General features: G+C 54.5%; 20 protein-coding genes. 15 read left to right on the top strand and 5 right to left on the bottom strand.

Annotation, left to right across the window (positions count from 1 at the left end):
• Positions 1-69: 69 nt before the first annotated feature.
• Genes Q0824_RS06630 through Q0824_RS06615 form a run of 4 tightly spaced genes read right to left on the bottom strand, consistent with a single transcriptional unit; the run spans position 70 to position 5,414 of the window.
• Complete coding sequence (locus Q0824_RS06630; RefSeq protein ID WP_298449550.1) at positions 70-1,917, bottom strand: protein kinase; 1,848 nt, start codon at positions 1,915-1,917, stop codon at positions 70-72.
• Positions 1,918-1,949: 32 nt separating this feature from the next.
• Positions 1,950-3,224 (bottom strand): 2-oxo acid dehydrogenase subunit E2, encoded by a 1,275-nt coding sequence (locus Q0824_RS06625; protein WP_298448679.1) that lies wholly within the window; start codon positions 3,222-3,224, stop codon positions 1,950-1,952.
• Positions 3,225-3,250: 26 nt separating this feature from the next.
• Positions 3,251-4,228 (bottom strand): transketolase C-terminal domain-containing protein, encoded by a 978-nt coding sequence (locus Q0824_RS06620; RefSeq protein WP_298448678.1) that lies wholly within the window; start codon positions 4,226-4,228, stop codon positions 3,251-3,253.
• A 1-nt stretch (position 4,229) separates the two neighbouring features.
• Positions 4,230-5,414: a thiamine pyrophosphate-dependent dehydrogenase E1 component subunit alpha gene (locus Q0824_RS06615; protein WP_298448675.1), complete on the bottom strand. Its 1,185-nt coding sequence runs from the start codon at positions 5,412-5,414 to the stop codon at positions 4,230-4,232.
• 326 nt (positions 5,415-5,740) lie between these two features.
• On the opposite strand from Q0824_RS06615, the gene Q0824_RS06610 reads away from it, so the two are divergent.
• The 12 genes from Q0824_RS06610 to Q0824_RS06555 all read left to right on the top strand — a co-directional run bounded on the left by Q0824_RS06610 (position 5,741) and on the right by Q0824_RS06555 (position 17,146).
• The gene (locus Q0824_RS06610) at positions 5,741-8,374 is read left to right on the top strand and encodes a DUF2339 domain-containing protein (protein WP_298448674.1); all 2,634 of its coding nucleotides are present in this window, start codon (positions 5,741-5,743) and stop codon (positions 8,372-8,374) included.
• Complete coding sequence (locus Q0824_RS06605) at positions 8,371-8,754, top strand: DUF2750 domain-containing protein (RefSeq protein WP_298448672.1); 384 nt, start codon at positions 8,371-8,373, stop codon at positions 8,752-8,754. Before Q0824_RS06610 ends, Q0824_RS06605 begins: the two co-directional genes overlap by 4 nt.
• A 44-nt stretch (positions 8,755-8,798) precedes the next feature.
• Positions 8,799-9,239 (top strand): thioredoxin TrxC, encoded by a 441-nt coding sequence (gene trxC, locus Q0824_RS06600; protein ID WP_298448670.1) that lies wholly within the window; start codon positions 8,799-8,801, stop codon positions 9,237-9,239.
• A gap of 15 nt (positions 9,240-9,254) precedes the next feature.
• Positions 9,255-9,602, top strand: coding sequence for a thioredoxin family protein (locus Q0824_RS06595; protein WP_298448669.1), 348 nt, complete (start codon positions 9,255-9,257; stop codon positions 9,600-9,602).
• Between the two features lie 170 nt (positions 9,603-9,772).
• Entirely contained in the window at positions 9,773-11,008 is a 1,236-nt protein-coding gene (locus Q0824_RS06590; protein ID WP_298448668.1) for an aromatic amino acid transporter, read from the top strand.
• Positions 11,009-11,062: 54 nt separating this feature from the next.
• Positions 11,063-12,061 carry a lipid A deacylase LpxR family protein gene (locus Q0824_RS06585; protein WP_298448666.1) on the top strand — a complete coding sequence of 333 codons (999 nt, stop codon included), beginning with the start codon at positions 11,063-11,065 and terminating at the stop codon, positions 12,059-12,061.
• A gap of 311 nt (positions 12,062-12,372) precedes the next feature.
• Positions 12,373-13,104, top strand: a complete 732-nt coding sequence (locus Q0824_RS06580; protein WP_298448664.1) for an AraC family transcriptional regulator — start codon at positions 12,373-12,375, stop codon at positions 13,102-13,104.
• An 85-nt stretch (positions 13,105-13,189) separates the two neighbouring features.
• Positions 13,190-14,089: an EamA family transporter gene (locus Q0824_RS06575; protein ID WP_298448663.1), complete on the top strand. Its 900-nt coding sequence runs from the start codon at positions 13,190-13,192 to the stop codon at positions 14,087-14,089.
• A gap of 21 nt (positions 14,090-14,110) precedes the next feature.
• Positions 14,111-14,260, top strand: coding sequence for a hypothetical protein (locus Q0824_RS06570; RefSeq protein WP_298448661.1), 150 nt, complete (start codon positions 14,111-14,113; stop codon positions 14,258-14,260).
• 259 nt (positions 14,261-14,519) lie between these two features.
• Entirely contained in the window at positions 14,520-14,699 is a 180-nt protein-coding gene (locus tag Q0824_RS06565) for a hypothetical protein (protein WP_298448659.1), read from the top strand.
• 159 nt (positions 14,700-14,858) lie between these two features.
• Positions 14,859-16,340, top strand: coding sequence for a hypothetical protein (locus tag Q0824_RS06560; RefSeq protein ID WP_298448657.1), 1,482 nt, complete (start codon positions 14,859-14,861; stop codon positions 16,338-16,340).
• A gap of 107 nt (positions 16,341-16,447) precedes the next feature.
• A complete protein-coding gene (locus Q0824_RS06555; protein ID WP_298448656.1) occupies positions 16,448-17,146 on the top strand; it encodes a crotonase/enoyl-CoA hydratase family protein in 699 nt (232 codons plus the stop codon).
• Between the two features lie 17 nt (positions 17,147-17,163).
• Here Q0824_RS06555 and Q0824_RS06550 read toward each other — a convergent pair whose 3' ends face one another.
• Positions 17,164-17,991, bottom strand: coding sequence for a M90 family metallopeptidase (locus Q0824_RS06550; protein WP_298448654.1), 828 nt, complete (start codon positions 17,989-17,991; stop codon positions 17,164-17,166).
• Positions 17,992-18,192: 201 nt separating this feature from the next.
• Between Q0824_RS06550 and Q0824_RS06545 the strand changes: the two genes are divergently transcribed.
• Genes Q0824_RS06545 through Q0824_RS06535 form a run of 3 tightly spaced genes read left to right on the top strand, consistent with a single transcriptional unit; the run spans position 18,193 to position 21,364 of the window.
• Positions 18,193-18,393 (top strand): DUF1656 domain-containing protein, encoded by a 201-nt coding sequence (locus tag Q0824_RS06545; protein ID WP_298448652.1) that lies wholly within the window; start codon positions 18,193-18,195, stop codon positions 18,391-18,393.
• A 9-nt stretch (positions 18,394-18,402) separates the two neighbouring features.
• A complete protein-coding gene (locus Q0824_RS06540; RefSeq protein ID WP_298448650.1) occupies positions 18,403-19,287 on the top strand; it encodes an HlyD family secretion protein in 885 nt (294 codons plus the stop codon).
• Positions 19,288-19,291: 4 nt separating this feature from the next.
• Positions 19,292-21,364 (top strand): FUSC family protein, encoded by a 2,073-nt coding sequence (locus Q0824_RS06535; protein ID WP_298448648.1) that lies wholly within the window; start codon positions 19,292-19,294, stop codon positions 21,362-21,364.
• Positions 21,365-21,371: the final 7 nt, after the last annotated feature.

Genomic DNA, 21,371 nt, shown 5'->3' with positions numbered 1-21,371 from the left:
ACATTATGTGGCGGCGCATCGTAAACCAATCAGTTGCGTTTGCGAAGCGGATAAGTGTGCGGTTTGTAACTAGCCTGCCTCCGTGGCTTCCAGCCTTGGATTTCTCGGGTAATACCGCTCCGGAAGCCGCTCGATGTAAGGGAAAAAGCGCGCATCTTTGTAAGGCATTTTCATAAAACCGGATACGCCCAGTCCGGTAATTTGATCTACAGCCGCAAGAATCTCATCCAGCCGTTGGCGAAACTCGTCTTCCTTCTCCGGATCCAGCAGCCGGTACTGGCTGTGGATTTTGAGGTGAAGGGGCAGAGCCTCAAAGATAATCATCCCGGTATGGCGGATGCTGTTGAGCGCTTCGAGGGATTTAATGATGGGTTGCGGCAGCACCAGGAACTCTTCCGGGTCTGGCCCATCTTCAAAGTAGGAATGTATTCGAGAGCGATCTTCCACTTCAGGCGCGGAACTCACCTGATACGGTAGCCGCATTTCCGGCGGCGCTACGAATGGCTGGTCTTGTTCTTCCCGCTCAATGTGCAGAGTGTCCCGGGCGTTGAACAGACAGCTTTTGAAGATACCCTGGCGATAGATTGCCTGAGCAAGATTCACCATGTTGTTCACGGCGGTGGTGAAGGAGGTTCGTAGCTCTGGGTCGTGCAGGTTCAGGGAAGTATCCACGTAGACGCCGTCAGGCTCCCAACGCACCGCGAGCCCACCCTCCACAGGATAACGGCCAAGCCGGCTGACAGCCGCCAGGAAAGCTTTTTCAGTGTCCCCCATGCCCTGCATGAAGTTCTTGTAGTAGCGATCCAGTTGTACGTCATTCACGTCGTTCAGGGACTCGTCGGCGCCTTCCTGGCGCAAAAAGGCCTTACGGGAGCTGTACACCACAGTGTCGATTTCCCGATCTGAGATTCGCGTCCAGATTGGCACCAGTTGCGTAGGGGGTGGTTCCGGCAAATCGATCATCACCGTGCGTGCCATGCGCGGCATCTCTTTCAGATAATGATCACCGGCCCGCATACGTTGCGCAGGATCCGGGTCCAGCATGCCATCCAGCATGCGGGCAAACTCCATGGGCAAGCCGAGGGATGTGGCAGGTATGGCTAGGTGGCCAAAACGACAAGATTGCCCGGAGGCCAGTGCGTAGAGGGTGGCTGCCGCTCCCTGTTCGTCAAACCGTGGCGACGAGAGCCCGCCATAGAGTTGCTCTTCACCAATGAAGTACACATCGCCCAAGCGGGCGTTGGTTTGTTGCAGATTGTCGGACATCAGCTCCATTACACTGGGGCTGAGGAACTGTTGGTTTGCGTCCAGCTGGGCAAAGACCGAAGAGCCCCAGTCGATCAGAGCAATATTTTCGGTTTCTGCATCAAACACCAGATTGGACGGCTTGATATCTCCGTGCACAATCGGGCGTCTGCCACTATCGGTTTCACGCCGCAGGTTTCGCAGAATGTCGGCCAGCTGATCGGCAATGCGGATAATCAGGCGAGGGCTCAGGCGGCCTCGTTGGAGGGAGACTTCTTCCAGGTTAAAGCCGGGGGCTCGCTCCATTACCAGAATCGGTTGGCTACCTGCTCGATGGTAGGCAATCAGGCCGGGCACCCGGGGGTGCTCCACCTGTTCCAGTATGTAGGCTTCGTCTTCCAGCCTGTCATGCAGGTGCTGGGGCAGGGTGATGCGGGTAAACTTGAAAACATGTTCAAGATCCCGCGCACCCTCCAGCGGCAGCCGGCCCGCAAATACAAAACCAAAGGCGCCCTTGCCAATCATTGCTATGTCCGCATAGCCCATCTGCCGGAGCTGATCCGTACATAGCTCAACCCAGTCTTTCAGCTTCTTTGCATCGTCGTGACTGAGCAGATAAATCGACTGCTCTTCCGGGATGTAGAATTGCTGAAGCTGGGCCTGATGCGGCATCGGCAATGATTGGTTGGGTGGCGCCATACCAGTCAGCCCATGTGGAGAAGCATGGATTGTGGTGACTCCAGGTAGCTCTTCCACAGATTATTGAAGCGGGCGATGGTGCCGCCATCAATAATGCGATGATCGCCTGCCCAGCTGATGGTCATGATGGAGCGTTCCACCACTTGCCCATTGGCATCAAACCGCGGCAGCTTCTGGGTGCGCCCCAAGGCCACAATGGCCACTTCCGGTGCATTGATGATGGGTGAGGCGTAGGTGCCGCCCAGAGCGCCAATGTTGGAAATGGTAATGGTGCCGCCTTTGAGATCCGCCTGGCTTACCCGGCCTTCCCGAGCTGCTTCCGTGAGGCGAGTGACCTCGTCGGCTATTTCCAGCAACGTCAGCTGGTCGACGTTTTTCACGTTTGGCACCAGCAGTCCGATCTTGCTATCCACTGCCATGCCCACGTTACAGCTCGGCTGGTAGTGGATTTCAGTCACATCCTCGTTGATCTGGCTATTGAGTATTGGATACTCGCGAACTGCCAGCGCGATGGCTTTCATAATGAAAGGCATCAGAGTGAGGCGGGAACCACGTGCTTCGGCTTCCGGCTTGAGCTGCTGGCGCAGGGCCAGCAATTCCGTCACATCAATGTCTTCGCTGAAGTTGAAATGCGGAATGGTGGAGGCCGATGCCACCATGCGCTTGGCCATGACCGCTTGCATGCCTTTGATGGGCTCTATGCGGACTTCCTGACTGTGCGCTGGCCGTTGGGGCCTGCCTGCAGGTGCGGAGGAGCTTCCAGTTTCAGGATGCTCCAGATGGGACAGCACATCGGCTTTCAGCACGCGCCCATCCTTTCCGGAGCCCTGTACATCCTCCAGCGCCAGATCGTTCTCGCGAATCAGGCGGCGCACGGCGGGGCTGGCGGGAATTTTTTGCCCGTCCTGCCGTGTTGTTGAAACCGGGGCTTTTGCAGGCTCCGGGGTGTCGTCTGCTTTTGCGCCGGGTTCGGGTTTAGCCGGTTGGGCTTCTGGCTCATCACTTTTGCTTTCGTCACTGGAGGCGGCACCTGATTCCTCACCGCTTTCATCCACCAGCTCAAACAATGGTGCATGTACCTTGGCTATGTCGCCTTCCTTCCAGTACAGCTTGGTAACGCGCCCTGCATAGGGGGCCGGGATTTCCACCAGCGCCTTGTCGGTCATTACTTCTGCAACTGGCTGATCTTCTTCGATCAGATCGCCTTCGCTGACCAACCATTTGACCAGCTCACATTCCACGATACCTTCGCCGATATCGGGCAGTATAAAATCGCTCATAGTTGTTCTCCTGTCCGGATATCTGCTTAGAATTCGACGCTTTCCCGAATGGCCTCATAGACCTTCAGGTGGTTGGGGAAGTGCTCTTTTTCCAGCACCAGCGGGAAGGGGGTGTCCATCCCGGTCACCCGTGCGATCGGCGATTCCAGATAGAGGAAGCAGCGTTCCTGAATGGTGGCGGCAATCTCGCCCGCAAAACCACCTGTAAGAGGCGCTTCGTGGGTGATCACCAAGCGCCCGGTTTTCAGTACCGATTCGGCAACAGTTTCCACATCCCAGGGCAGGATGGTACGCAGATCTATCACTTCGCAGGAGAAGCCTTCTTTTTCGGCCATTTCGACGGCTTTATCGATGACTTCCATTTGAGCGCCCCAGCCCAGCACCGTTACATCAGTGCCTTCTTTGAGGACTTCGGCTTCGCCCAGCGGTAATTGGTATTCTCCCTCAGGCACCTCGCCAACAGAGGCTCGATACAAACGTTTTGGCTCAAAGAACAGGGTCGGGTTGGGATCATTGATGGACGCCAGCAGCAGCCCTTTCGCTTGGTGCGGGTTGCGTGGCACCACAACCTTCAAGCCCGGCGTGTGGGCGAAATAAGCCTCAGGGGACTGGGAGTGATACAAGCCACCAGCTATGCCGCCGCCGTATGGGGTGCGGATGGTCATGTTGCCCACATTGAACAGGTTGCCTGAGCGATAGCGGAATTTTGCTGACTCGTTAACAATTTGGTCAAAGGCCGGGAATATGTAGTCAGCAAACTGAATTTCAGCGACCGGAAACGAGCCCTGAGCCGCCAGACCATTGGCGAAACCAATAATGCCTTGCTCCACCAGAGGCGTGTTGAAACAGCGGTCTTTGCCGTACTTTTGTTGCAGGTTGCTGGTGGCTCGGAAAACACCGCCAAAGACACCCACATCTTCACCGAAACACATAACCTTTTCGTTTGCAGCCATCGCCAGATCAAGGGCGTCGTTGATGGCTTGCAGCATGTTCATCTTGGCCATGTTATGCCCCTCCCTGAACGTGAGCAGCCGACTTGGGGTACTCATCCGGATATTTACGAATGTGCGCCTTCAGTTTTTCAAACTGCGCGTTCAACAGCGGGGGCACTTCGTCGTAAACATCTGTTACCAGGGTCTCCAAAGGAGGAGGGGGCAGCTTTTGCGCTCGCTTCATGGTTTCCAACACTTCACGGCGCATGCGTTCCTGCAGCTCTTTTTCTTCGCTCTCGCTCCACCATTTTTTCTTGGTGAGCCAGTTCTGCATGCGCAGGATAGGATCTTTTTCACGCCATACGGCTTCTTCATCTTTGCTTCGATAGCCGGAGGGGTCATCGGATGAAGAATGCGCCGCGAGGCGATAGGTCATGGCTTCGACTAACACTGGGCGGTTTTCTTCCACGGCCAGCTTACGGGCAGCTTCGGTGGCCTGATAAACGGCCAGGATGTCGTTGCCGTCGACACGAATGGTGTCCATTTTATAGCCGAAGCCCCGAGGCGCTATGCCATCGGCAGCAAACTGTTCATTCGCCGGGGTGGAAATGGCGTAGCCATTGTTGCGACAGAAGAAAATAGCGGGCACACGATGTACGGCGGCCATGTTGAGGCCTGCGTGGAAGTCGCCTTCCGACGCTGCGCCCTCACCGAAGTAAACAATGGTGCAATGTCCGTCACCGGCCATTTTCTGGCCATAGGCATAGCCGGTGGCCTGGGGGATCTGAGTGGCAAGGGGTGATGAGATGGTCATGTAATTGAGTTTGCTGGAACCATAATGGACCGGCATCTGACGGCCTTTGCCGTAATCTTTCTCGTTGCCGAACAACTGGTTCATGAACTCATCAATGGTGAAGCCGCGATAGGCCAAGGCGCCTTGCTCACGGTATTGAGCCATGATCATGTCAGCGTCGTCCAGGGCTGCGGCGCTACCGATAACGGAGGCTTCTTCACCGGTGCACTGCATGTAGAAACTGAGGCGGCCTTGTCGTTGGGCTCCCAGCATACGCTCATCCAGAATGCGGGTAGTGACCATGGCGCGGTAGATTCTCAGCGCTTTGTCTTTATCGATGTCAGGCGCTTTGCCGCCTTTATAGAGCGAGCCGTCCTGTTTCAGGAGTTTCAGTGTCGGAATGTGATATTCCGAGCCGTCTGTAAAAACAGGCGTATAAACGGATTTGTACTTTGTTGTTGTCATAATCCTCTTCCTGGGGTGGTGGCTTGAGGAACAAAATGCCCCTTGTGAGGGCCTCGTTAAGTTATGGAGCCTTGTTCTATTCGCCGGAGTTTTCCAGAGTATAGAACGCATTGTGCAACCCTGCCGGTGATGCAGACAGGCTCCTGTTACCAGTTCGAGCAGTTTGGGTAAAACCGGATTAAACTGAGTAAAGTTGACCTTAACGTAAAGTGCGGGCTTTGGGTAGTGTCCTTTGTGGGTGAGCTATTTCCCCGGAGAAGTTAGACTGCACATTGCATCGGCGGCTCGCGCTGTACCTCATGGAATCTTCAGAAGGATAAAGGGATTTGGAAGCCATACTTATTTTGCTTGGCGTAGGCTTGGCGATATTCATACCTGTAGGTTCTGTTCTGGGCTTCATGGCTTTTCAGCAACGGAATGCACACTCTTCACGCATTGATTCCCTAGGCCGAGAGGTTTCGGAACTGCGCCGGGAAATCGAAACGCTCCGACGCCCTGATGCACCGGATAAACAACTGCCAGAGGAACCTGCATCGGCTGAATCCCAAAGTTTGGCCTATTCCCAGCCGTCGGCGCCCGAGCGAGAGCCAGAACCGGTGCCAGTAGCAGCGACGAATGAATGGGTCGAAAAGCCCGAGGTTGAGGCAAGTGACTGGCTGGATTCAGTTTCACCGGCTCGTGATTATTCAGGCATCAAAAAGGCCCTTAAAGAAAACTGGATGGTCTGGCTGGGTGGCCTGAGTGTGGCGCTGGCGGGAATATTTATGGTCAGCCATTCCATCAGCGCGGGGCTGATTGGCCCTGTACCTCAACTGTTACTCGCCCTGGCTACGGGCCTTGCGCTGCACGCAGGCGCGGAATACCTGCGCAGGCGCCACATGAGTACCGATCAGGTGTTTGCAGCCTTGGCGGGTGGGGGCAGTATTACGCTATACGCCGCATTGCTCGCCGGTGTTCACCATTACCAGTTAATCGGCCCAGTTGCCGGGCTGGTCATGCTTGCGGTTGTATCATTGGCCACCATGGCATTGGCGCTTGTGCATGGCCCATTGCTGGCCATTATGGGGCTGAGTGGCGCCTATATTGTGCCTCTGCTTATCGGTGGCGAGGACGGCAGCGTCGCCTTTGTGCTCTCGTACAGCTTCCTGATTACGATCAGTTCGCTTTTATTAATGCGTTACGTTTTCCGTGATTGGCTTTGGTACGCAACACTGGCCGGTGCATTGCTTTGGTGGGCAGCCACCGTGGCTGCAGCGCCTGCTGAACTGGCAACGGCCGTGTATCTGGCCGCCTTGTTTGTTGCTTTTGCATTCTTGCCGGGCCAGGAGCAGGCCGCACCTTCACGTTTGCGTGAGGCGCTTCTGCCGCTGTTAGCGATTTGGGGTATTTCTATTGCACATCAATCTGTTGATAACCCGTCGTTGTGGAGCTGGCTGCTCATTTTGCCGGTCGCATCCTTGGTTCCTCAGAGCCGGGGTGCGCTGTGGTTTTTGCCTTGGGGTGCCGTGTTAGCCAGTGCTGCCGGTTGGTTGCTGTATATGGGACGAATGGATGGCGATCTGTTTTATCTGTTGCAGATTCCTCTGGCGCAACAAGCGGGTTTTGTCAGTTACCTGATTGCTGCCGCCATCATCACCACCGGTTTGGGCCTCTGGCTGTGGGGGCGCTATGCCGAGCAACGACGCTGGGCCTCATTAACCCTGCTTTCGCCACTGGTATGGCTGGTGCTTGGCTGGCTGTTACTGCAGGGCTATGGCGAAACATCGGTTGTGTGGGCGGTTGCCACCTTGGCGCTTGGCGCAGTATACGGCGCGCTCGCGTGGCGCATGGAAGGGCTGGCTCGTTATGGGAACGGTGTGGTCTGGGCCTTGATGGCGGCGCACGTCAGTTACTCACTGGCCACAGTGATGGCCTTCCGTGAAGCATCACTCACCCTGGCCTTATCGGTTCAGTTCGTCAGCCTTACCTGGCTGGCCCGGCGTTATCAGATGCCGGAGCTGTACCTGTTACTGAAGGGCGTATTAGCGCTGGTGGTTGCGCGGCTCACCTTCAATCCCTGGATACAAGGTTACGATGCCAGCGTGCACTGGACATTGTGGACCTATGGCGGAGCCACGCTGTTGGCGGCGGCTGCCACTAAACTTTCTGAAAAAGGCCATTCGATTCGCCCCTGGCTGGAAGGCGCAACCCTGCACTTGCTGGTGTTGTTCCTGGGCGCAGAGCTGCGCTACTGGTTGTACGATGGCGACATCTTTGTTCACGAATACAGCCTGATTGAAGCAACCATGAACACGCTGCTTTGGGGCGCACTCAGTGTAACTTATGCTGTCCGGGCAAAATCCAGCCAATCATTGGCCTGGCTCTACCGGTTGTTCTCATGGGTTCTGCTGGCACTCTCTGCCCTCAGCTACCTCACGCTGGTCACTTTGCATAACCCCTGGTGGAGCGGCAGCATCATTGGCAGCACGCCCATCTTCAATATGCTGTTACCTGCTTTTGGTGGCCCGGTACTGCTGGCGCTTGTTATCAGCCGGTTCCCGCAGATTGCGCCCAAGCTTTGGTCAATGTGCGTTGCGGGGGCGGGGTTCCTTCTATTTACAGCCCTGGAAATTCGCCAGCTGTGGCAGGGCAGCGATATGGCGCTGTGGCATGGCATGACAGAGGGCGAGCTGTATACCTATTCGGTAATCGGCATGCTTTACGCCATAGTGGCAATCCTCTACTCCACTGTTTATTCCGCAAAAAGTACCCATATCATCTTGTACAAGGTGGGCATGGCGTTGCTGGGGATTGTGATCGGCAAGATTTTTCTGATCGATATGGCGGGACTACAGGGCTTTTGGCGAGTTGCCGCCTTTATGGGTTTGGGGCTCGCGCTCCTTGGCCTTGCCTGGATGTACCGAAAAGCTCAGGGAGTTAACCCTGAGCCTGATTCACTAAACAGAGATTCAGATTTATGAATAGCGAAGAGCTAGCCAGCGTACTCGAAATGGATGGTGAAGAGAGATACGACTACTTCCTTAGTGAAGTATTGGAAGAGCGGGAGATCTGGATACTCGTTAATTCGGAAAGCCGCTTCCTGTCCATAGTGTCGGAGGACGACGGTGTCGCACATTTGCCGGTTTGGCCCAGTTCCGAATTTGCCGTTGAATATGCCAAGGGGGCAGATGGTTTGACCCCGAAAAGCATCTCGCTGCCAGATTTCTTCAAGAAATGGGTACCGGGATTGGCGAAAGACGGGCTGCAAGTGGGCGTATTCCCGGGAGCCGATAAAACTCTGTGGATAACAAAAGCAGATGAACTGAAAAAAGACCTGCAGGATGAACTGTCCAACTTCTAGACGACAGGTGGGACAATCGACGTTGTGTGTTGTGAGGTGAATACATGAGTGACGATCTTAAACATGTGGTTTGTCCACACTGCGATAAGTTGAACCGTGTGCCAGCAGCTCGCCTGGCCTCTGGCGGTAACTGCGGAGCCTGCAAGCAGCCCTTGTGGCCAGACCAGGTGCTTGAGCTGACAGGGCAAAGCTTTGCTCCCCACACTGGGCGCAGTGATCTACCTGTACTTGTAGATTTCTGGGCCAGCTGGTGTGGCCCCTGCAAAATGATGGCGCCGCAGTTTGAGCAGGCTGCGCGCGGATGGCAGGGCAAGGTGCGTTTTGCCAAGCTCAATACCGAAGAGCACCCGGCACCGGCAGGGCAATTCAACATTCGCAGCATCCCTACCTTGATACTGTTCCGCAATGGCCGCGAACTGGCCCGGCAAAGTGGCGCTATGAACCAGGGACAGATTGACCAGTGGTTGAAAAGTAACGGTTGCTGAAGGCGGGTGAGCAGCATGAGGGTGGTTGATAGTGAAGGAGCACTGGTAGAGCTTGTTAATACGAGTTCTGCTGCCCTTGTGCTGTACGGTGGTACAAGCTGTGGTGTTTGCCAGTCAGTGAAACCACAACTGGAGCGCATGGCCAGGGAGGAGTTTCCTGCGCTGGTGATGGCGTATGTTGATTGCCAGGCGTCTGCGCCATTGTGTGCTTCACGGAGCATTTTTTCACTGCCAGTGATTCACCTGTGGTTTCAGGGGCAACGCTTTGCCGAGTTTTCCCGGGTCTTCTCTATTGGTGATGTACGCTCTGCATTAGAACGTCCATATTGTTTGACGATTCAACAGGATAAGGCTGAGCAGTAATTGATCTGGTCAGTTAACGGTCATGTTTATCGAACGCCCGTTTTAACTGGCCTGAGCAGGCTTGTCCCGCGCCTTTTCACAAAGTTATCCACAGAATGGTGGGATAAGTTCCTTTGGTTCAGATAGCCCGCTGTTAAATCCAAAAGCTGATACGCGACGAAGGAGGCCCATTGACCGGCCGCGCAGAATCCAGATCCAGGCCTTCCCTGATTGGTGGGGCGAGTATTATTGCCAGTGTTTGCGTCGGTGCCGGTATGCTGGGCTTGCCCAGTTCCGGTGCTGGTGCCTGGACGATCTGGTCCAGCCTGGCACTGGTGCTTACCATGGTGGTGATGACACTGTCCGGCTGGATGCTGCTGGAAGCCTTCAAGCACTTCGGTTTGCGGGCATCGTTCAATACCGTTACCAAATCCTTGCTCGGCTCCCGGGTGAACGCATTCAGTAATCTGACGGTGTACTTTGTTGGCGGCATTCTCCTGTATGCCTACATCACATCGTCTGGCCTGATCTTGCAGAGCATGACCGGGGTCGACAGTAAGCTGGCTTCGGTTGTTTTTGTCCTGTTGTCCTCCCTGGTGGTGTGGCACTCAACCCGCGCTGTGGACCGACTTTCGGTGGTGCTCATCACTTTCATGTTGGTGAGTTTTGTACTCGGCGTCTCTGGGCTAGCGGTAAGAATTGACCCGGCTATTCTGTTTGATACCGCAAATGCCGACGGCCAATATGCGCCCTATGCGATGGCGATGTTGCCAGTGGCGCTGACGTCTTTCGGCTATCATCATTCGGTGGCATCAATGCGCGCCTATTATGGTGAGGAGAGTAAGGCGCAGAAAGCCATTCTGGGCGGTACACTGGTGGCTTTGATGTTCTACCTGGTGTGGCTGGTCAGCATATTTGGCAATCTGCCGAGAGCGGATTTCGGCTCGGTGGTCGCCCAGGGCGGTGACGTGGATGTTCTGCTCGCCGCCCTTGGTTTTGCCATCAATTCCGAGCGGGTGGCGACCACCATCAGTGCTTTCTCAACGGCAGCCATTTTGTCGTCTTTTGTCGGCGTTGGCTTGGGCACCTTTGATTACATGGCCGACCTGCTGGGCTTCGATAATAATCGCAAAGGGCGCTCCAAAACCTGGGCAATTACTTTTATTCCGCCTTTGCTGCTGTCGTTGTTTTTTCCGTTTGGCTTCGTTCTTGCCATTGGCTATGCCGGTGCGGCTGCGGCGGTCTGGGCCTGTATTGTTCCGGCGCTGCTGGTCCGAAAGTCCCGAACACTGAAGGGTGGGCGACGAGGCTTTATGGCCCCGGGCGGTCAGTTGGGCATTGCGCTGGTTCTGATTTTTGGCGGGCTCACCATCCTTTTCCATTTCATGGGGCTGGCGGGTTGGTTGCCGGAACCTGTTTTGCTCTGAGACCTGACATCAGGCCATGCTCGTTACCCTTAGTATCAACCGGAGAGACTGGATTTGAGTCGTCGCTGCGAATGTACCCTCCTGCTGTTTTTCGTTATTGGTGTTTTGCCAGCCAGCCTGAAGGCAGAAGTTGTGAACCTGTCCTGGGATAACGACCTGCTTACCGGAACCGACCGCGGATATACAAACGGGGTACGCTTGTCGTATCTGACGAACACCGCTGACGAGAACGATGGAACGTCGGCAAGATTTGCCCGAACTCTGCGTGATGGCCTGCGCTTTCTGCCCGGTATAGGTGCTTCTGATTCAGAGCATGCGGTTACACTGAGTTTGCGGCAATTCATGGTTACGCCTGAAGATATCACGGTTGAAGATCCGCAATTCGACGATATTCCCTATGCCGGCCACCTGTCGCTCAGCGGCACGCTCTGGAGCTGGGACGCCGATACGATTACCGGTTTTGGCGCGCACATTGGCGTTATTGGGTCCGAAAGCGGTGCCGAGTCGGTTCAGAAATGGGTGCATAAAACCACTGGAAGCGACAAGCCGCAAGGCTGGGGCAATCAGCTTGGAACCGATGTGGTGGGTGGCATTCAGGGTGCGCATGGCCGAAAGCTGCTGCAGCTCGGGCAGGGCGGCAACATTGAACAGCGTGTGTCGGTGATTGGGGCTGGGCTGTTGTCGAGTTTTCGAACTTCTGCAAAAGCCGGGTTGGTCTGGCAGCTTGGTAGGCATCTTCCAGTAAATTTTGTGCCGGATTACGCAGGCACCTCTTCAACTGTCGCCCTGCCGGGCTCTTTCAAGGATTCAGGCAGTAGCTGGTCCGTGTATGTGGGGCTGGGCGTGGAGTATGTAGGCTATTCCTATATTGACGACAATGCCGGGGCATACCGTTTTGACGAAGGGCCGCTGATTGGTCAGCTCGGTCTGGGCGCTACCTGGCAGTGGGGTTACCTGCTGGCCGCCGTCACACTGCGTGCCTCGACCAGCGAAGACGAGCGTCATAAAGATAACTTCAGCTTTGGGACGCTGTCAGTTTCTTGGGCATTATAGAAAGGTCCGTTTCGACTCGTTGTTCACGGGGCACTTCGTCGTGGTCAGCCAGGCCTGACAGGGGTGATGGCTGGATGATTAAACTGAATCACTATGATGAGTGATGTTTATGCCCGCTGTCTGATCTTAAACAAAAGCGGACATTCGCTTTGAGACCAACTAAGCAATACAGAGTATAAAGTTTAATCTATGCACTTTCTTCATGACTCCCAGTTTCCCGCGTTTTCATGAACCGGCTGGATCATGGATGAGACGCGGATGAAAGAGTGGTTATGTGAGGACTCTCAAATGTTTCTGATTATACTGGTGACATGAAGCATTCAGAGATTGGCCTGCACATACGAACGTACGATGATGAGGGGAAAAGTCACTCCCACGACCATCATCAACTGGTACTACCCTTAGCCGGAACATTATCTCTGTCAGTAGATACCAGGGAAGGCGAGGTTGCTCAGCGTCGAGCAGCAATCATTCCCGCAGGAATTGGTCATGGATACGCTGCGACCGACGATAACCGGTTTTTGGTTGCAGACGTTCCCGAAGGCTTGGCCCCGGCGCTAGATAAGCTGCCTTGTTTCGTAGACCTAGATCCAGCATTGCTCCATTACGTCCAGTTCCTTCACGCACAGCTCCAAAATGGGACTGAGTCGGATTTTACCCAACATCAAATGCTACTCCTGCTTATTCAGTTGCTTCAGGAGCGCCATGGAAGTCAGCTAAAGCTGGACCGCAGAGTTCACGCCGCAAAACAATTTCTGGACGAAAACTTCAGCCGACGCTTGTCCTTGGCCGAGACGGCTGCCGTGGCACATCTGAGCATTCGGCAGTTGAACGATCTGTTTCGGCGCCAGGTCGGCATGACGCCGCATCAATACCTCACAGAGTTGCGAATGAAAGAAGCTTGGCGGCTTTTGGAGCCGTCGGGGTTCAGTGTCCAGCAAGTTGCTGACGCTGTCGGCTATTCGTCGTTATCAGCCTTTAGCGACCGGTTCAGAGCCCACTTTGGCAAAGCGCCCAGCCACTTCCGCCGTATTTCGAAATAGTTCCGCCAGGATTCGAAAGTTTCTCTTCTTCGCACTGGATACCCTTCTGAAATCATTCACACATGAGAATTTCGGGGAGGGCTTCATGACATCCGTTAACGCCGCAACTTGGATCGGATCGATTTCCGTTCTGTTATGGGGCACTTTGGCATTGCTGACCAAGCTTTCCGGTGGTGAGATTCCAGAGTTTCAGCTCATGGCCATGACCTTCGGCATCGCTTTCCTGTTGATGTGCGGTCGTTGGATTCTCTCGGGGCATTCTGGTGTGCGTTATTTACGGCAGTCGCCACTTGCATGGTGCATCGGCATCGTTGGCTTGTTCGGATATCACTTTGCCTACTTCAAGGCCATGACACTGGCGCCGGCCGTCGAAGTCAGCCTTCTTGCTTACCTATGGCCGCTGCTGATCGTCCTATTGTCGGCCTTCCTGCCGGGCGAGAAACTACGAGCTCAGTACATCGTTGGGGCTCTAGTTGCCCTAGCAGGTTGCTGGTTGTTGATCAGCCGTAATGCAGACGGATTTGCCTGGGAGAACCTGCCGGGTTACCTGGTGGCTCTGTCCTGTGCACTGATCTGGTCATCTTATTCCGTTCTTAGCAGACTGGTTCGCTCGGTACCGACCGATGCAGTGGGCTGGTTCTGCGGTGTTACGGCCATTCTGGCGTTGATTTGCCACCTTTTGTGGGAGGAATCGGTATGGCCAGAAGGCCTACTCCAATGGACTGCAGTGATCGGGCTGGGCCTCGGACCGGTGGGCGTAGCGTTCTTTACCTGGGACCATGGTGTAAAACACGGAAACATCCAGTTACTGGGAGCCCTGGCATACAGTGCGCCACTCATTTCAGTGATCCTGTTGATCCTTGCCGGATTCGGCGAGGCTACATTTGCCGTGTTGAGTGCCAGCATTCTGATCGTCATTGGTTCTTTGATCGCGGGTCGTGCGAAAAGCCGGGCGGTTGCCGAGCCAGAAATGTTAAAAGACTAACTACCTCGAAGGAGCAGCGTGATGATTACTTGGGACGATTTTGAAAAAGTTGAACTGCGGATCGGACCCTTTTTATCGGAGTGCCTGGTCACTGGTGTGCAGACGGAGAAGGGCGCAGTTACTCTGGTAAGACCGGAGGCTCCAGTGGATAACGGGGAACGCTTGTTCTGAGTTTTGGCGGATTACACATCACTGGCCAAAGTCTCTTGTGCTGCAAATGGTGAGCAGATAGCTCACCGTTGCCGCGCTCCAAAAAACTTTCCGCCGATTCGCTGCCCCAAAAAAGTCGCAAAGCTCCGTTTACTAGACCAATGCAAATGTCCGCTTTGCGACCAAAGCGCCCAATTCATGATGCCAAACTGTGGTCAACTTATGATGTAATTGCCTGCACGCCGGTAGCTTCCCAAGCCGGAGTTTACGGAGAAATCCCATGGAAACGTTGTTGATAATTCTCGCTGTTCTGTTTGTGGCGCTTATCGTTATTTTGCCGCTCGTGGAAAAGTATGCACCGAAAGATGATGGCCAAAGCTACGGCAACCTGACGCGGTATATTTTCCCGTTGGTGGCGGTGTTGATTATCGCGCAGATTGTTCGCTACTACTTTTTTTAAAGAAGTTCCTGAAGGCAGCACTCGTCAGCCTTTTTTACACATTATTCAGCCGCAGTGCGGCTTGCGGCTCGCAAGTTCTAGCCGCTAACGCATAAACAAGCTTCCGGAACGAATATCGCATGCATCAGTGCAGGATCAGCCTGAAAGGATGCACGACTCATGAGCCAGTTCCACCCCATCATTTACGTTCGTGGCTATGCCATGACCGCCAGCGAAATTGCCGATACTGTCTCCATGCCCTATATGGGCTTTAACTTGGGCGCCACCAAGGTGCGCCAGTCATGGGACGGAAGTGTTTACAAGCAGGTTTTCGAATCCCCGATGATGCGCCTGATGAAAGACTACGGTTATACAGATGCGTTTTCCGATGGCGCTGAGGTCGACCGGGACATCACCCCCAAAACCGTTGTTATCTACCGTTACTACGATCAGGCAGACAGGGACTTTGGCGAAGGCAAACCGCTGTCTATTCCCGCAGCGGCGCTGCAGCTGGGGGATTTGATTCTGAGTATTCGTGATCAAATATGTGGTGACGACCAGAAGCTTAGGGCGGCATTCAGGGTAAATCTGGTGGCGCACTCCATGGGCGGCCTGGTGTGTCGGTGCCTATTGCAGAATGGTGGAATCAGTAGCCCCGCCGTTCGGCAGATGGTGGACAAGGTGTTTACCTATGCCACTCCACACAATGGCATTGAAATGGCCGGTATCAACGTGCCGGCGTTTCTCGGGCTTTGGGATATCAACAACTTCAACCGCGCCACCATGGCCGACTACCTGGGTTTTGACGGCAAGCCATCCAGGGTTGACTCCCTGGATGGCAAATTCGATCCAGACCGGTTTTTCTGCCTGGTGGGAACAAATCAGCAGGATTATGGCGCGGCCAAAGGTGTATCCAAGTGGCTTGCGGGCAAGATGAGCGATGGACTGGTTGCGATCGAGAATGCGGCCGTTCAAGGTGCACCCAGAGCCTTTGTATATCGCAGCCACAGCGGCCCCTATGGCATTGTTAACTCTGAGGACGGGTATCAGAACCTGGTGCGGTTTCTGTTTGGGGATGTGCGCGTAGATGGGGTGATGGATGTGGAGTCCTTGCCACTGCCACCTTCAGTCGAAAAGGCCAGAAAGGAAGGTCGCCGGGTTCGTGCCTCTTATTATTTTGAAGCGACAGTGTCGCCCCGGGGGGCGCGCAGTTTTCGGCTGACGGAAAGGCGCAAGGAAACCTTCAGTGCGGTGTTGCGCAAGTTCGATGAGATGATGAAGCCACAGCAGGCAGGGTTGAATTCTGCTCGCTCCCCGGTATTGTTTTCTACCTTTCTTGATAGCTCGAAAATCACGGTTGACCGGGGGCGAACCATGGTTATGACCGTTGAGCTTGCCGTGTCCGCTACAGATTACTTTGTTGATGGAGCCCTTTGGACAGAGCACCGGGTGGAAGGAGAGTATCTTTACCGCGATACGCTCACGCTTAAAATGACGCCAACCGAAGATGGCTGGAACCTGCGTTATGTCACCACGGATGAACAGTGGAGCGAGCGCGGTGGCAGTAAGGCCGAGCAGGATGGCGACAGCTATCTGATCCCTTTGTCGTCAAAGAAAGGTTTCAAGGGCCAGTTGCGGATGCAGCTCCGGCACAGAGGCTGATGAACCGGGCAATAAATGTGCTCAGAGTGAATAATGATTTGTGGCTGCAGGCATAAGCTGGCAAAGTTCTGCGAAATCAGACTAATCCCCACCAAGAGGAAACGCCGGTGACCGACTTAGTAAGCTACTCACTCAATGATGGTGTTGCGACCGTAGTGCTCAACAACGGCAAGGTAAATGCCCTGAGCCACGACGTGTTTGAACAGCTGCACAAAGCCCTTGATCAGGCAGAAGAGGATAAAGCAGTCGTTATCCTGACCGGACAGCCTGGTATTTTTTCCGGCGGCTACGATCTGAAAGAAATGCAAAAGGGCATGAAAGAAGCGGGTGCCCTGGTGACAGCGGGCTCAAAGTTCACCCGCCGTCTGGCGGCATTTCCATACCCCATTATTGGTGCTTGCAGTGGTCATGCCCTCGCCAAAGCAGCGTTTGTTCTGCTTTCTGTTGATTACCGTGTAGGTGTTGAGGGCAGCTTCAAGCTGGGCCTGAACGAAGTGGCGATCGGCATGACCATGCACCATGCAGGTATTGAGATTGCCCGCCACCGCCTGGCGCCAGCGCACTTTTACCGTTCGGTGATCAATGCCGAAATATACAACCCTGAAGGTGCTGTGGTTGCAGGATACCTGGATGAAGTGGTTGCTCCGGACCAGCTGATGAACCGTGCGAACGAACTCGCCCAAGGCTTCCGTAAACTGAATATGAGAGCCCACGCCCAAACAAAAGTGAAAACCAAAGCGGGTTATCTTGAGTTGCTGGACCGCAGCATCGAGAAGGACGCGCAGAGCCTGGGCCTTAACGGTTAAAATTTCGCCGCGCAGGATCAGCTTGGGGCCAACGCTCCAGGATCGATTTTGTAGAAATCCCGCAGTAGGTCATACACTGCCGGCTGCTGTTCTTTCAGATGTTGCGGCTGCTGATAGAAGGTTTCTGTCAGCACCGCAAAGAACTCAGCTGGCTTTGTTGCGCCATAAGGATCAAGCCAGCTTGTGCTCCGATGCATCAGGGAGTGGCGAAGGTTGTCGTAAGCAATGGTCATAGTCTCCTGCCACTCTTTGGCCTGCTCGCCGCCAAGGGGCGGAGCACCATCTGCTGATCCATCCAGGTAATCAAGTTGATGGGCAAATTCGTGCAGAATCACATTGTGTTCGCTGCCAGCACGCATCGCCCCGTTTTCACATTCCGACCAAGCTAATACTACCTGCCCCAATGATGATGCTTCCCCGGCCCTGATCTGATCGCTTACGCCAACCACCATGCCATCGCGCTCTGATGTCTGCGCTCGGTATACATCCGGGTAAACAAGGATGCTGCGAACATCATCAAAGTCCCCATAAGATCGCTTCACCGTGAGAAGGCATGCGTGCCCCGCAATGGCTACGCGAACGCGATCGTCTACCTCAAAACCGTCGCACCCGTAAAAGTTCTTTTCGGCGATGAATAGCTGAACCTGATCCCTTAGGGCTTTCTGCAGTGGTGTTGGCAACTGGCGATACAACGGCACCGTTGATTGAAGGTGTTTTCGCCAAGCTTTGGGGAAGGGCTGTTGCAGTTCTCGCTCGCGGCGCCAGGTGCGATAGAAGAACAGATAGAACACGGCCAGTGCGATGAAACCCACGGCGAATAGTGCAAATACAGAGGCTGACGACATTGTCTTGGACCTGCTTCGTGCGTATGTGCCGGCTGATTGCTGTAATCTCAAACCTGTAGTGTCGGATCAGAGCAAATTCAGGCTGCGGAAAAACTCTCGGATTGCTAGCATACGCTAGTTGGCGAGATGCTTAAATCGCACCTATCATCAAACACTTAATCGTAAAAATAACGATGGCACAGCGGCAGTAGCAGGGGTGACATGCTTCACGAAATGAGTCTTGGTGGAATGCTGTTCAGCCCCTTTGTGCTGCTGCTGCCCTTGGCGTTCATTATGGCGGCGATCACGCGGGGTGTTTTGCACTATATGGGCCTGCGTACCTACATCTGGAAGAAAGCCTGGTTTGATGTGGCGATGTTCGTCTGCTGGTTGGCTGCTATTGTTTATCTGTTCGCGAATTAAAGGGCACTCATGGGAAAGCTAGGGCGTATTGGACTGACATTGCTTGTGGTGGCTGCCGCGGTTGTTGCCGGAACCTGGGTGTGGGATCACTATCTCTATTCGCCCTGGACGCGGGACGGACGAATTCGTGCGGATATCATCACCATCGCTCCCGATGTGTCCGGCTGGGTAACCGAGTTGAGCGTTAAAAATAACCGGCTTGTGAATAAGGGGGATCCTCTGTTCACAATTGACGACACTCGTTACCGGGCAAAATTTGCCGAGAGCAATGCGCGGCTTGCTCAGGAGCGAACGGGTTGGGACTTGGCCAGACATCAGTATGAGCGCCGACAGCGCATGGCTGATCTTCAGTCGATCAGTGAGGAAAGTCTGGAGGCTTACCGCATTCGCGCCGAGGCGGCGAAGGCCAGTTACCTGCTCGCACAAGCGGAACTCGATACGGCCCGGATTGATTTGGAACGCACTCAAGTGCTGGCGCCGGAAAGCGGCATCGTTAATAACCTTAGCCTGCGCCGGGGAAATTATGTGTCCAGAGGTGAGGCGGTTTTATCGCTCATCAATAATGATTCCTTTTATGTGACCGGGTATTTTGAAGAAACCAAGTTGCAGCAGGTGCACGTAGGGCAAAAAGCTCGAATTACCCTGCTTTCGGGCGGCGAAAAACTGAGCGGTGAAGTAGTCAGTATTACCCGTGGAATTGCCGATTCAAATACTACGAGCGACAGCCTGATGTTGCCGAAGGTGCAGGCAGCGTTTAACTGGGTGCGGCTGGCTCAGCGCATACCTGTTGATATTGCACTTGATCCCTTCCCGGAAGATCTCAATATCAGTGCGGGCATGACGGTTTCCATTTATCTGGAAACAGACATGGAAAAAGCGCCGGACAAAGAGTAGTAACGTGGCATCTCTGGCGCTCCCGCAACTTGCGACACAGCTTTTTACCCCGAACAGGCACGCGGTAATATTTGCCCTGAAAGGGGTGATATCCATGGCGCTGGCGTTGTTCGTGTCTATGTATTTGCAGCTCGATCGACCCTACTGGGCAGTGGTGTCTGCTGTCTTTCTGCAGATTCGCCCCGAAAGCGGATTGGTGATTGAGAAAGCCCTTTGCCAGATCTCCGGATCGGTGGTCGGCGGCGGCGCAGGGATTTTAATTCTGGCGTTGTTTATGCCGTATCCGCTGCTGGCGCTCGCCTGCCTCACCCTCTGGATAGGCCTTAACTCTGCAGCATCGTCTATGGTGCATAACGCCAACTTTATCTACGCCTTTGCCATGTCCGGAATGACGGCTGGCCTTGTCGTAATTATGGTTGTGGCGGATCCCAATGCGAACGATGGCCGTGCGGTGTTTGATATTGCCCAGTCCCGTATAAGTGAAATCAGTGTGGGTGCCCTCTGTGCCATGTTGGTTAGCCGCCTGCTGTGGCCGGTCACAGTTAAGGAAAGCCTTCGCGACCATGCCCGGAATGTCATTAACAAAACCCTTGAATACCTCTCGCTGGAACTGGACCCGAATAGTACCCATGAACAGCGCCACCAGCATGCGGATCAGATCCTGGAAACGCTGATTGTGCTGAACGATGACTCCAGTGCAGTCGCCTACGAAGGCCCGGAAGGGCCGGGACGCAGCCGGGCTGCACACCTGTTGGTTAACAAGGTGATGTCGTTGCTCGCGGTCACACAGATAATGGGGCGCTTCCCCCGTAACCATCCGGAACTGGTGTCGCCTGCATTTGGTGTGTTGCTCAAAGATATGCGGATGCTCTTCATCGCTATTGCCGAGGCCCCCAGTTACGAAGAATCCTACAACCAGGCCCAGGAACTCAGGCGGGCGCTTTTGGAACACAAGGCAGCCTATGTAAACGAATCTGCCATCGTTATACGCCTCACCCAGACCGCAGTGGAGTTGGTGGCGGATCTGGTTATGGTGCTGCGGGCTTATAATGCGCTGGAGAATCGCGACCAGACCCTGCTCAAGGCGTCCAAGCTGAAAACCCACAGAGACCCCTTGATAGGCGTTGTAAATGGTTTCAGGACCGCCGTTGTGTTCGCAGTTGGGGCCGGGGTATGGATGAGCACAGGTAGCCCGGCGGCCATAATGTTGATGATCATGCCCGTTGTGTTTTCCATTGTGTTTGCCCGGTTTTCGCTGGCGGTGTTGATTAACATGCTGCGGCGCCTGTTGCTCAGTGTGGTGGTGGCTATTCCGGTGGCGCTGATTTACGGGTTGGGATTGCTTGCAAAAAGCAGTGGGGATTTCGAAATACTGGTGCTGGTGCTTGCCGGCCCATTTTTTATTGGTTTGCTGGCCCTTGCAGAGCGGCCGACCTTGCCCTATGGCCTGGGCATTTGTATCCCGCTCACACTGATCGTTCAGCCTGGAAACCACATGGCATTCAATGCTGACACGGCCACCAGTAATGCTCTGGGGTTGTTCGTGGGCATCAGTATTCTCTACTGGGTGTTCAAGCTGATCACCCCTCTGGATGGGCAGTTCATGCAACGGCGGCTGCTGAAGGCAACGGCCCGCGACCTTACCAGCATTGATTATCAGAGACGCCCGGAGAACTGGCTTAATGGGCGCATGGGCGAGCGCCTGTTGCGGCTGGCCAATTACGATCAGGGGTCGGGCAATCCAAACCGTCACATGACAGACTTGGGCTTCACCGGCCTGAACATTGGCCACATGTCCATTCGCCTGAGAAGGCGCATCGAGAACCATCGTAGTGCTGAGGTAGACGCAAAACTCGCCGAGTGGCAGCAGGTACTTGCAGATACCTATCTGGTGAGTTCCCGAGGTAAAAAGAACCCTCGGTTTAGAGAGGTGAGTGCGGAGTTGTTGACGGCGATTCACGCCGCCAGAGAACCCGATGCACAAACTGCAACCGTTGAGGGCATGTTCGAGCGTATTGCGCTGACCTTTGAACGAACAGCGAAAGGCATTGCTGAAACCAAAAGCCAGAGCATTTAACCACCCG

The sequence above is a fragment of the uncultured Marinobacter sp. genome (genome assembly GCF_947488835.1).
In the GTDB taxonomy this organism is placed as follows: Bacteria; Pseudomonadota; Gammaproteobacteria; order Pseudomonadales; family Oleiphilaceae; genus Marinobacter.
Note: the sequence above shows the minus strand (reverse complement) of the source record. Positions and strands in the feature narration are given on the sequence as shown.

What these genes read in the sequence shown, in the direction of transcription:
- Q0824_RS06630 (WP_298449550.1), bottom strand. Translation starts at nt 1,917, where the DNA reads ATGCCGCATCAGGCCCAGCTTCAGCAATTCTACATCCCGGAAGAGCAG.
- Q0824_RS06625 (WP_298448679.1), bottom strand. Translation starts at nt 3,224, where the DNA reads ATGAGCGATTTTATACTGCCCGATATCGGCGAAGGTATCGTGGAATGT.
- Q0824_RS06620 (WP_298448678.1), bottom strand. Translation starts at nt 4,228, where the DNA reads ATGGCCAAGATGAACATGCTGCAAGCCATCAACGACGCCCTTGATCTG.
- Q0824_RS06615 (WP_298448675.1), bottom strand. Translation starts at nt 5,414, where the DNA reads ATGACAACAACAAAGTACAAATCCGTTTATACGCCTGTTTTTACAGAC.
- Q0824_RS06605 (WP_298448672.1), top strand. Translation starts at nt 8,371, where the DNA reads ATGAATAGCGAAGAGCTAGCCAGCGTACTCGAAATGGATGGTGAAGAG.
- trxC (WP_298448670.1), top strand. Translation starts at nt 8,799, where the DNA reads ATGAGTGACGATCTTAAACATGTGGTTTGTCCACACTGCGATAAGTTG.
- Q0824_RS06595 (WP_298448669.1), top strand. Translation starts at nt 9,255, where the DNA reads ATGAGGGTGGTTGATAGTGAAGGAGCACTGGTAGAGCTTGTTAATACG.
- Q0824_RS06580 (WP_298448664.1), top strand. Translation starts at nt 12,373, where the DNA reads ATGAAGCATTCAGAGATTGGCCTGCACATACGAACGTACGATGATGAG.
- Q0824_RS06575 (WP_298448663.1), top strand. Translation starts at nt 13,190, where the DNA reads ATGACATCCGTTAACGCCGCAACTTGGATCGGATCGATTTCCGTTCTG.
- Q0824_RS06570 (WP_298448661.1), top strand. Translation starts at nt 14,111, where the DNA reads ATGATTACTTGGGACGATTTTGAAAAAGTTGAACTGCGGATCGGACCC.
- Q0824_RS06565 (WP_298448659.1), top strand. Translation starts at nt 14,520, where the DNA reads ATGGAAACGTTGTTGATAATTCTCGCTGTTCTGTTTGTGGCGCTTATC.
- Q0824_RS06560 (WP_298448657.1), top strand. Translation starts at nt 14,859, where the DNA reads ATGAGCCAGTTCCACCCCATCATTTACGTTCGTGGCTATGCCATGACC.
- Q0824_RS06550 (WP_298448654.1), bottom strand. Translation starts at nt 17,991, where the DNA reads ATGTCGTCAGCCTCTGTATTTGCACTATTCGCCGTGGGTTTCATCGCA.
- Q0824_RS06545 (WP_298448652.1), top strand. Translation starts at nt 18,193, where the DNA reads ATGCTTCACGAAATGAGTCTTGGTGGAATGCTGTTCAGCCCCTTTGTG.
- Q0824_RS06540 (WP_298448650.1), top strand. Translation starts at nt 18,403, where the DNA reads ATGGGAAAGCTAGGGCGTATTGGACTGACATTGCTTGTGGTGGCTGCC.